Genomic DNA, 11,036 nt, shown 5'->3' with positions numbered 1-11,036 from the left:
CCGACGGTGCTTGGCGACGTTTCTTGACCGATCGTTCTTGACTGATCGTTCTCGATAGGCGTACGGTCATCTCGTGGCCAGGACCAAGGAATTCGATCCCGACGCCGCGCTCCAGGCAGCCCTCGAGCTGTTCTGGGCGCGCGGCTACGAGGCGACGACCATGTCGGACCTCGTCGAGCGTCTCGGCATCGGCCGCGCCAGCATCTACGCGACCTTCGGCAGCAAGCACGAGCTGTACGTGCGGGCGCTGGACCGCTACCGCGAGACCCGCGACCCGCAGCTCATGGCCGAGCTGTCCGCGCCGGGCCCCGCGCTGCCGGCGGTCCGCGCGCTCGTCCGCCGCTTCGCCGCCGAGGCCGCGACGGAGGAAGTGCGCCTGACCGGCTGCTTCGTCACCAACTCGGCGGCCGAACTGGGGCCGCACGACCGGACGGTGGCCCGCCGGGTGGAGCTCAGCTGGGAGCAGATCGAGACCCTGCTGCACGCCGCGCTCGCCCGGGCCCGCGCCCAGGGCGAGCTGCCGGAGGGCCGTGATCCGCGAGCCCTCGCCCGGATGCTGCTCGTCCTGATGCAGGGGCTCCGGGTGGTCGGCAAGGCGTCGAGCGACCCGGGGCGGGTGCGGGACGCGGCGGAGCAGGCACTGGCTCTGCTGGACTGACGGACCCGGAACGAAGGGGTGCCTGCGGGCGCCCTTTTCTTCGGCCTTCATATTGGAACGTACGGTCAAAATACAGGGGGAGAGATGACCGCCACCACCACGCTCACCGCGACCAGAAGTACGCCGGCGCCCGCCGCCGGCTTCGCGCTCCTCGGCGCCGTGCAGATGACGCTGATCTTCACGCTCGCCTCGCTCGCCGTGCCGCTCCCCCGGATCGGCGCCGAACTCGGCCTGGACCGCGCCGAGCTCATCCTGCTCAGCGCCGCCTACGGGCTCACCTTCGCCGGACTGCTGCTCTTGGGCGGCCGGCTCGCCGACCGCTACGGCGGCCGCCGGGCCCTCACCGGCGGACTCCTCGTCTTCGGCGCCGCCTCCGCGCTCGCCCCGCTCACCACCGGCTACGGCACGCTGCTCGCCGCCCGGTTCGGCCAGGGCCTCGGCGCCGCGCTCGTCGCGCCCGCCGCGATGGCCGTGCTGCGCGCGCTCTACCCGGCGCCCGCCGCGTACGGCCGGGCCATGGCCACCTGGGGCGGACTCTCGGTCCTCGGCGCGACCGCGGGCAATCTGCTGTCCGGGGTGATCTCGGCCGTCACCTCCTGGCGCTGGAGCTTCGCCGTCCCGGTCGCCGTCGCGGCCGCCGCCCTCGTCCTGGGCCCGCGCCTGCTGCCGTCCACCGCGGGAGGCGGACCGCGGCGCGGCCTGGACCTGCCCGGGGCGCTGCTCGCCACCGCCGGGATCACCCTGGCCAGTTACGGGCTCGTGCTGACCGACGCCCGCGCCTGGACCTCCGCCGCCGTCCTGGTCCCGCTGCTCACCGGAATCGTCCTGCTCACCGGCTTCGTGCTCGTCGAACGGCGCGCCGCCGACCCGCTCCTGCCGCCCGCGTTCCTGCGCGACCGGCGCCGCGGCATCGGGCTCGCCGCCGTCTCGCTCACCGCCTCGGGCACCGCCGGTGCCTTCGTGCTCCTCTCCCTCGGCCTCCAGCGCGGCCGCGGCTGGTCCGCGCTGCTCACCTCGGGCGCCTTCGTGCCCTTCGCCGTCGCCCTGCTCGTCGCGGGCCGCGCCGCCGGGCCGCTGATCGGGCGGTACGGGGCGGGGCGCGCCACCGCCGCCGGGCTCGGCACCGCGGCCGTGGGCCTCGCGCTGCTCGCGGCGACCGGACTCGACCCGGCCGTGCCCTACGCGTACGGGCTGCTGCCCGGTCTGCTGCTGCTCGCGGCCGGCGGCGCCGTCGCGTTCGCCGGGGCCGGCGTCCTCGCCACCGACGGGGTGCCGCCGGAGCGGGCCGGCCTCGCGGGCGGGGTCCTGAACACCGCGATGGAGCTGGGCCCCACCGTCGTCTTCGCCGCCGTGCTGACCCTCGGCTCGGACGCGGCGTCGCTCGCGGCGACCGCGCTCGCCCTGGGCGTCCTGGCCGCCCTGTCCTCCCGTACCGCCTGAATTCCCGGCACCGTCCCGATCCTCGACAGGAGAACCCTCATGACCTCGCGTTTCACCGACCGCACCGTCCTCGTCACCGGTGGCGGCACCGGTCTCGGCCGGGCCATCGCCCGCGCCTTCGCCGCCGAGGGCGCCCGGGTCGCCGTCGCCGGCCGCAGCGCCGCCACCCTCGACGAGACGGTGGCGCTGATCGCGGCGGCGGGCGGCACCGCCCGCGCGTTCACCGCCGACGTGACCGTCGCCGCCGACATGCACCGGCTGGTACGGGACACGGTGGCGGCCTTCGGCGGGCTCGACGTGGCCGTGAACAACGCCGGGGTGTTCCGCGGCGGCGGCCACAGCGCGGCCGACCTCCCCCTCGACGACTGGCACACCCTGCTCGACGTCAACGTCACCGGCGTCCTGCACGCGCTCCAGGCGGAGATCGCCCACATGCGCGGCCACGGCGGCGGCGCCATCGTCAACATCGCGTCCAACCTGGGCCCGCACGTCCGGATCCCCGGCGTCTTCGGCTACCAGGTCTCCAAGGCGGCCGTCTCCGCGCTCACCCGCGCCGCCGCCCGCGACCACGTCGGCGACGGCATCCGCATCAACGCGGTCAGCCCGGGCGCGTCCGAGTCCTCGATGTCGCTGCGGCCGGGCGAGACGGAGGCCGAGCGCGAGGTCCGGATGAAGGCGGAGTCACCGCTCGGCCGGATCTCCTCGGCCGAGGAGATCGCGGCGGCGGTGCTCTACCTCGCCTCCGACGCGGCGGGCTCCGCCGTCGGCACGGACCTGGTGATCGACGGCGGCGTCTCCGCCTGACGTGGAAGGCGGGGCGTCAGGCCTGACCGCCCACCTGACGCGGCAGGCGGGGCGTCAGGCCTGACCGCCCTGGGCGGCCGCCGGGTCCATCCAGAAGACCTCCCAGTGGTGGCCGTCCAGGTCGGCGAACGAGCGCCCGTACATGAAGCCGAGGTCCGTCGGCTCCTTCGCCGGGCTGCCGCCCGCCGCCAGGGCCCGGTCCGCGAGTTCGTCCGTCTTCTCGCGGCTCTCGGCGCTGAGCGTGACGAGGACCTCGGTGGACTTGGTCGCGTCGGAGATCTCCTTGCCCGGCGCGGTGAACGTCCGGAACTTCTCCTCGGTGAGGAGCATGACGAAGATCGCGTCGCTGATGACCACGCACGCGGCGGTCTCGTCGGTGAACTGCGGGTTGATCGAGAAGCCGAGCTTCTCGTAGAAGGACTTGCTGGCGTCGAGGTCCTTCACCGGCAGGTTCACGAAGATCATCTGCGGGGCCATGGTGTGCTCTCTCTTCCGTCGTGCGGTGGCGCTGCCGCTTTCGCGAGCGCTTTCGAGAGTTAAGACGGGCGGCGCGGCGAAAACTCATCGCCGCGCCGCGAGGTCACACCAGGTTTCCGGAGACCGTGGTGCCGGCCCCCAGGTCGGAGACCGCGGCCGTGCCGCCGCCCCGTCCGCTCAGGTCGTTGCCGACGACCCACACTCCCGTGCAGGTGGAGGTCACGGCGACGGCCGCGGCCGCGGTGCCGGAGACGGTGGTGACCGTGCCGATCGTGTTGCCCTGGCAGATCGTGTCGGCGGCGCCGGTGATCCGGATGCCGTACGTGGTGGCGCCGGTTACCCGGTTGCCGCGTATCGCGCCGGCGCCGGCCGCGGCGTGGATGCCGTAGTTGGTGGCGGTGGTGACGGTGTTCCCGGCGACGACGGCGCCCGTCACGTTCGTGTCCAGGCCGATGCCGTCGCCCTGGACGTCGGTGACGGTGTTGTGGGTGACGACGGCGTTCGGGCACTCCTGGACGTGGATGCCCTGGGCGTTGCCGGTGTCCGTGAGGCGCACGGTGCCGGTGACGGTGTTGCGGGTGACAGCGACGCCGTCGGTCCGGGAGACGTAGATCGCGGCCTCGCCCTTGACCGACTCGACCGTGTTGCCGGTGATCGTGAGGTCGCTGTGCCGGGCGCCGTAGGTGACGGGCACGGTGGTGAACTTGGGGACGCTGACCGTGATGCCGCCGCTGCCGTCGACGTTCCGGACGGTGTTGCCGGAGACCGTGATGCCGCTGAGCGCGTTGCCCTGCGGCGAGTTGAGGTAGATGCCGTGCAGGGCGACGCCGTCGATCGTGTTGTCGGCGACGACCGAGTCCTGCCAGTCGGCGACGTGCACGCCGTACGCGCCGCTCTTCTCGACCGTGTTGCCGACGACCCGGATCCGGCGGTGGCTCTTGCCCTTGGCACCCCAGTGGTCGCCGCACAGCGCGCCGAACGGCCCGGTCGTGGTGCCGGCCTTCAGGGTGCAGCCGGTGATGAGGATGTCCTCGCAGGTGGTGAGGTCGTAGGCCGGGGCGGGCAGGTTGCCCTCGGTGGCGCAGGTGATCTGGACGGCCTCCTTCGTCGTCAGGCTCGCGCCGTCGCCGGGGTGGTGACCGTCGAAGACGCAGTTCACGACGGCCGCGTTGCGGACCGCGTTCAGCTCGATCGCGTGCGCGGAGGGCGTGTCGAGGATCGTGCAGTCCTTCACCAGAACGCCGTCGCAGTGCGCGAAGCCCATGGCGTCGCTCTGCTTGGGGTGCTGCCCGCCGCGCATGTCCCAGGTGCCGCCGAGGACGGCGACGGAGCCCGCGCCCTCGTAGCCGTACACCTGCGTGACCGTGTCGAAGTTCTTCAGCAGGGCGCCGCTGTCGCCGGTGCGGACGATCGTGGCGCCGTACGCGATCACGGTCGTCCCGGCGCCGAGCACCAGGCTGGTCCGGATCGCGTACGTGCCCGGCGGGATCAGCAGCGTCGCACCGCCCGGCACCGCCTTCACCGCGGTGAGCGCAGCCTGGAAGGCCGCCGAGTCGTCGGTGGTTCCGTCGCCCTTGGCGCCGTACGGGGCGGCGGTGACGTCCACGACCACCCCGCTCCCGCCGGCGGCGGCCGCCGGCGCGGCGCCGCCGCCCCAGGCCGCGGCGCCCACGAATCCGCCCATGGCCAGCATCAACGCCCGCCGTTCCATGCCCCGTCCCCTCATGTCATGTCGGTATCAAGGGGAGGAGCGTACGTCAGTCGTCGATCTTCCAGCGGTGGACGGTCTCGGTCGCCCGTGCGTGACGCGTCGAAGACGACGTCCACGCCCCGAAGTCAGCGCGCCCCACTGACAGCGCCCCGCCCCTCCCCCGCCGCCCGCTCCCTGTCCCTACGCGCGTAGCACTGCCCGTCCGGGCCGTGGCTCGATCCGCCGAGCAGCGCCGCACCCAGCGGTGTCAGCGTGTGCAGCACCGCGTTGCCGTACCGGAGCGTGGCGACCAGGCCGGCCTCGCGCAGCACTCCGGCGTGCTGGCTCGCGGAGGCGAGCGAGACGCCCGCCCGGCGGGCCAGTTCGCTCGTCGTGCCGCCGTCGCCGATCGCGCTGAGCACGGCGGAGCGGGTGTGGCCGACGAGCTTGGCGAGCGAGGGCAGGCCGGGCGCGCGGACGGTCGGCGGCTCGCAGTGCGTGACCGGGTAGACCAGGACCGGCGGCAGGCCGGGGTCGCGCAGCACGACCGGGGTGCCGCGGCAGAAGAACGAGGGCTGGAGCAGCAGTCCGCGTCCGTCGAGGTGGACGTCCCGGTCGACGGGGTAGTCGGCCTCCAGGACGGGGCTGCGCCAGCGGAGCATCGGCGGCAGGGAGGCGAGGAGTTCGTCGGCTCCGCCGTCGAGCAGTGCCCTGCCGCGCCGGGCCCGGTCGGCCTCGAAGTGGGCCTGGACGTGCGTCCAGTACGGCTGCACGGCGGCCCGGTGGTAGCCGCGCAGGGCGTCGAGCATCCGGCCGAACGCGGCGGTGCCGCCGTCGGCGAGGGCGCGCAGCGCGGACGGCACGGCGGGGCGGCCGGCGCGGGAGGCGCCGAGCAGGGCCAGTTCGGTGTGCAGCCTTCCCGGGGGCGTGGCGCGGATCGCGTCAAGGCCCTCGTCGAGCCCGAGCACGCCCTCGGGCGGGGTGAGGAAGTCCGGGAAGTAGCCGCGGCCCGGGACGAGCGCGGCGAGCAGCCGGGTCTCGGCGCCGACCCGGGTCCGGGCGTCGGACCGCCAGTCGGCGTAGACGACCGAGCCGCGCCGGTCCCTTAAACGGTGAAAACTGAGAATCGTTTCCCACAGAACGTCCGGCCGGGCGGCCATCCGGACGCCCGCCAAGTCGTTTCCGGTGAAATGAATCCGCAGCATGGAACCCCCACCTGTGCACTCGCAACCACCCCCGACGACGAGTATGCACAGCATCACTGCACGTTACCAGGGTGTTTCAGCCACACTTGAAAAGCCTCGCGGCGAACGGCCGGAAACCGAAAAGCTGTGGCCGTCGGACGGGAAACCTTCAGGACCGAGGTGACGTGGCGAAGACCGTGGGGGGCTTTGCCGTGTCCGGCGGCGGTCGGCGAGGTTGCGGCTCACCCGCCCGACACAGTTAAAGGGCGTGGCCTCCGGGTGGGGATCCGGGGGCCGCGCCCGTCTCATTCTTTGCGAATGTTCAACGACGAATAATTCAATGCACCACTGGCACATGCAGTTGAACAAGAACTCACATTTCCCCAACGATCATGCATCGACCCGCACCGGGATCGCCGGGACGAAATACGACGGGGCGGACACCTCCGCACAAGGTGTCCGCCCCGTCTCCATGGAAACCGGAGCCGCCGCCCATCGGTTCTGAGGGTCGGGGACGAACGGCGGCTCCGGTGGTCTTCGGGCCGATGACGGCCCGGCGGCGTCAGCGGCTGTCGCTGCCCTTCGCCTCGGCCGCCGCGCGACCGGCCTCCAGGCGCGCCACCGGGATCCGGAACGGCGAGCAGGAGACGTAGTCGAGGCCGACCTCGTGGAAGAAGTGCACCGACTCCGGGTCGCCGCCGTGCTCGCCGCAGACACCGAGCTTGATGTCCGGGCGGGTGGCGCGGCCGGCCTCGACGGCCTGGCGGACCAGGGAGCCGACGCCGTCCTTGTCGATGGTCTCGAAGGGGCTGACGCCGAAGATGCCCTTCTCCAGGTACGCGGTGAAGAAGCTGGCCTCCACGTCGTCGCGGGAGAAGCCCCAGACCGTCTGGGTGAGGTCGTTGGTGCCGAAGGAGAAGAACTCGGCGGCCTCGGCGATCTGACCAGCGGTCACGGCGGCGCGCGGCAGCTCGATCATGGTGCCGAGCGCGAGCTTCAGCTCGACGCCGGTCTGCGCCTGGACCTCGGCGATGACGGTCTCGGCCTCCTCGCGGACCAGCTCCAGCTCCTGGACGGTGCCGACGAGCGGGATCATGATCTCGACGCGCGGGTCGCCCTTGGCGTCGATGCGCTGGGCGGCGGCCTCGGCGATGGCGCGGACCTGCATGGTGAACAGGCCGGGGATGACCAGGCCGAGGCGGACACCGCGCAGACCCAGCATCGGGTTCTGCTCGTGCAGCCGGTGCACGGCCTGGAGCAGGCGCAGGTCGTTCTCGTGCGGCTCCTTGCGGGCCTCGGCGAGGGCGACGCGCACCGACAGCTCGGTGATGTCGGGCAGGAACTCGTGCAGCGGCGGGTCGAGCAGGCGCACGGTGACCGGCAGGCCGTCCATCGCCTCGAAGAGCTCGACGAAGTCCTGCTTCTGCAGCGGGAGCAGCGCCTTCAGCGACTCCTCGCGCTCCTCGTCGGTGTCCGCGAGGATGAGCCGCTCGACGTACTGGCGGCGCTCACCGAGGAACATGTGCTCGGTGCGGCACAGGCCGATGCCCTGGGCGCCGAAGCGGCGGGCGCGGGAGGCGTCCTCGGCGTTGTCGGCGTTGGCGCGGACGCGCAGGCGGCGGACGCGGTCGGCGTAGGCCATGATCCGGTGCACGGCCTGGACCAGCTCGTCGGCGTCGTCGGCGCCGGCGTGCATGCGGCCCTCGAAGTACTCGACGACCGGGGACGGTACGACGGGTACCTCACCGACGTACACCTTGCCGGTGGAGCCGTCGATGGAGACGACGTCGCCCTCCTCGATGACCACGCCGGAGGCGGTGGTCATGCGGCGGCGCTTGGTGTCGACCTCGAGCTCCTCGGCGCCGCAGACACAGGTCTTGCCCATGCCGCGGGCGACGACGGCGGCGTGCGAGGTCTTGCCGCCGCGGGAGGTGAGGATGCCCTCGGCGGCGATCATGCCGTCCAGGTCGTCCGGGTTGGTCTCACGGCGGATGAGGATGACCTTCTCGCCGGAGCGGGACCACTTGACGGCCGTGTACGAGTCGAAGACGGCCTTGCCGACGGCGGCGCCCGGGGAGGCGGCGATGCCGCGGCCGATCTGCTCGACCTTGGCGTTCTCGTCGAACTTGGGGAACATCAGCTGGGCGAGCTGGGCGCCGTTGACGCGCTGCAGCGCCTCGGCCTCGTCGATGAGGCCCTGGTCCACGAGCTGGGTGGCGATGCGGAAGGCGGCACCGGCGGTGCGCTTGCCGACGCGGGTCTGCAGCATCCACAGCTGGCCGCGCTCGATGGTGAACTCGATGTCGCAGAGATCCTTGTAGTGGGTCTCCAGGGTCGACATGATCTCCATGAGCTGGTCGTACGACTTCTTGTCGATCGACTCGAGCTCGGCGAGCGGCACGGTGTTGCGGATGCCGGCGACGACGTCCTCGCCCTGCGCGTTCTGCAGGTAGTCGCCGTAGACGCCCTGGTGGCCGGAGGCGGGGTCGCGGGTGAAGGCGACACCGGTGCCGGAGTCCGGGCCGAGGTTGCCGAAGACCATCGAGCAGACGTTGACGGCGGTGCCGAGGTCGCCCGGGATGCGCTCCTGGCGGCGGTACAGCTTGGCGCGGTCGGTGTTCCAGGAGTTGAAGACGGCCTCGATGGCGAGGTCCATCTGCTCGCGCGGGTCCTGCGGGAAGTCGCGGCCGGTCGCGCTCTTGACGATCTTCTTGAACTGCTTGACGACCTTCTTCAGGTCGGCGGCGTCCAGGTCGGTGTCGCTGGTGACCTTCTTGGCGGCCTTGGCCTCGTCGAGGGCCTCCTCGAAGAGCTCGCCGTCGACGCCGAGGACGGTCTTGCCGAACATCTGGATCAGGCGGCGGTACGAGTCCCACGCGAAGCGCGGGTTGTCGGCCTGGGCGGCGAGGCCCTCGACGGAGGTGTCGGAGAGGCCGATGTTGAGGACGGTGTCCATCATGCCCGGCATCGAGAACTTGGCGCCGGAGCGGACCGAGACGAGCAGCGGGTCGTCGGCCTGGCCGAGCTTCTTGCCCATCCGCTGCTCGAGCGCGTCGAGGTGCGCGGTGACCTCGTCGCGGAGCGCGGCCGGCTCGGAGCCGGATTCGAGGTAGACCTTGCACGCCTCGGTCGTGATCGTGAAGCCGGGGGGCACCGGCAGGCCGAGGTTGGTCATCTCGGCGAGGTTGGCGCCCTTGCCACCGAGCAGGTCCTTCAGGTCCTTGTTGCCCTCGGTGAAGTCGTAGACGAACTTCTGATCATTGATTTCCGACACGGGTCACGACTCCTCGACGACTCGGTTGGCTGCCCTGACGCCGAGGAACATACCCAGATCGAAGGCGTCTGGGGAGGTACGCCTAGCGGTCACCCGGTCTTAACCACCCGTCCGCCAGCACATCGAAAGTAACTGACCAGTAGCTTCCGCTTTCAGGGCCCGAAGCTCATTTGACTCAAAGCAGGGCTCTCGCGCTCACATGAGCGCCGAACGGAGCAGTTGCGTTCAACTCTTGAACGCAAAAAGGGTGGCACCCAGTGCCACCCTTCAAGCGCGAGAGGGGTTCGTAACCTGCTCATCTGAGCGCTACCCCTATCAAGGGTGGCGAGGATCACTCGCCGAAAACGCCCGTGAGAGACCCCGATCTCACCCCCCGGACGTGTCCAGCTCGGCGTCCTCGCTCACTCCGGCGCAGTCGTACGGGTCCTTGAGCCAGCCGTCCGGAAGGACAACCCGGTTGTTTCCGGACGTACGACCCCGGGGGCCGTCCGCGCCGACCGGCCACGGCTGGTCCAGGTCGAGCTCGCTCAACTGAGCGCGCAGTTCGTCCAGGGAAGAGGTGATGGCGAGGCTCTTGCGCATCTCCGAGCCCACCGAGAAGCCCTTCAGGTACCAGGCCACGTGCTTGCGGAAGTCGATGACACCGCGGGCCTCGTCCCCCAGCCACTCGCCAAGAAGTCGAGCGTGCCGCACCATCGCGTCGGCGACCTCGCGCAAGCCCGGCTGCGCGTAGGCACCCGTGCCCTCGAAGCCCGCCACCAGGTCGCCGAAGAGCCAGGGCCGGCCCAGGCAGCCACGGCCCACGACGACGCCGTCGCAGCCGGTCTCGCGCATCATCCGCAGCGCGTCGTCCGCCGACCAGATGTCGCCGTTGCCGAGCACCGGGATCTCCGGCACGTGCTCCTTCAGCCGCGCGATGGCGTCCCAGTCGGCCGTGCCGCCGTAGTGCTGGGCGGTGGTCCGGCCGTGCAGGGCGATCGCGGTGACACCCTCCTCCACGGCGATCCGGCCCGCGTCCAGATACGTGATGTGGTCGTCGTCGATGCCCTTGCGCATCTTCATCGTGACCGGCAGGTCGCCGGCGTTCGCCACGGCCTCGTGCAGGATCGCCCGCAGCAGCGGCCGCTTGTACGGCAGCGCCGAGCCGCCGCCCTTGCGGGTCACCTTCGGCACCGGACAGCCGAAGTTCAGGTCGATGTGGTCGGCGAGGTCCTCGTCGACGATCATCCGCACCGCCTTGCCGACGGTCACCGGGTCCACGCCGTACAGCTGGATCGAGCGCGGCTGCTCGGACGCGTCGAAGCGGATGAGCTGCATCGTCTTCTCGTTGCGCTCGACCAGCGCCCGCGTCGTGATCATCTCGCTGACGAACAGCCCCTTGCCGCCGGAGTACTCACGGCAGAGGGTGCGGAAGGGGGCGTTGGTGATGCCGGCCATCGGCGCGAGCACCACCGGCGGCTGCACGATGTGCGGCCCGATGGCGAGAGGGGAGAACGCGGTCATTCGCCC

8 protein-coding genes are annotated in these 11,036 nt (G+C 71.5%); 3 read left to right on the top strand and 5 right to left on the bottom strand.

Annotation, left to right across the window (positions count from 1 at the left end; all coding sequences use genetic code 11):
• Positions 1 to 73: 73 nt before the first annotated feature.
• From ACIRSU_RS17910 to ACIRSU_RS17900, 3 genes are all read left to right on the top strand, one after another.
• Positions 74 to 658, top strand: coding sequence for a TetR/AcrR family transcriptional regulator (locus ACIRSU_RS17910; RefSeq protein WP_403793117.1), 585 nt, complete (start codon positions 74 to 76; stop codon positions 656 to 658).
• 84 nt (positions 659 to 742) lie between these two features.
• Complete coding sequence (locus ACIRSU_RS17905) at positions 743 to 2,098, top strand: MFS transporter (RefSeq protein WP_403793115.1); 1,356 nt, start codon at positions 743 to 745, stop codon at positions 2,096 to 2,098.
• 39 nt (positions 2,099 to 2,137) lie between these two features.
• On the top strand, positions 2,138 to 2,902 hold the full coding sequence (locus ACIRSU_RS17900; RefSeq protein ID WP_403793113.1) for an SDR family NAD(P)-dependent oxidoreductase: 765 nt from the start codon (positions 2,138 to 2,140) through the stop codon (positions 2,900 to 2,902).
• A gap of 54 nt (positions 2,903 to 2,956) precedes the next feature.
• On the opposite strand, the gene ACIRSU_RS17895 is transcribed toward ACIRSU_RS17900, so the two are convergent.
• The 5 genes from ACIRSU_RS17895 to dusB all read right to left on the bottom strand — a co-directional run bounded on the left by ACIRSU_RS17895 (position 2,957) and on the right by dusB (position 11,030).
• Positions 2,957 to 3,379: a VOC family protein gene (locus tag ACIRSU_RS17895; RefSeq protein WP_403793112.1), complete on the bottom strand. Its 423-nt coding sequence runs from the start codon at positions 3,377 to 3,379 to the stop codon at positions 2,957 to 2,959.
• Between the two features lie 103 nt (positions 3,380 to 3,482).
• A complete protein-coding gene (locus tag ACIRSU_RS17890; protein ID WP_403793110.1) occupies positions 3,483 to 5,105 on the bottom strand; it encodes a right-handed parallel beta-helix repeat-containing protein in 1,623 nt (540 codons plus the stop codon).
• Between the two features lie 110 nt (positions 5,106 to 5,215).
• Positions 5,216 to 6,274, bottom strand: a complete 1,059-nt coding sequence (locus ACIRSU_RS17885; protein ID WP_403793108.1) for an ArsR/SmtB family transcription factor — start codon at positions 6,272 to 6,274, stop codon at positions 5,216 to 5,218.
• A 541-nt stretch (positions 6,275 to 6,815) separates the two neighbouring features.
• Entirely contained in the window at positions 6,816 to 9,527 is a 2,712-nt protein-coding gene (ppdK, locus tag ACIRSU_RS17880) for a pyruvate, phosphate dikinase (RefSeq protein WP_403793106.1), read from the bottom strand.
• Positions 9,528 to 9,893: 366 nt separating this feature from the next.
• On the bottom strand, positions 9,894 to 11,030 hold the full coding sequence (gene dusB, locus ACIRSU_RS17875) for a tRNA dihydrouridine synthase DusB (protein ID WP_403793104.1): 1,137 nt from the start codon (positions 11,028 to 11,030) through the stop codon (positions 9,894 to 9,896).
• Between the last annotated feature and the right edge of the window lie 6 nt (positions 11,031 to 11,036).

The sequence above is a fragment of the Streptomyces sp. NPDC101160 genome (assembly GCF_044768205.1).
In the GTDB taxonomy this organism is placed as follows: domain Bacteria; phylum Actinomycetota; class Actinomycetes; order Streptomycetales; family Streptomycetaceae; genus Streptomyces.
Note: the sequence above shows the minus strand (reverse complement) of the source record. Positions and strands in the feature narration are given on the sequence as shown.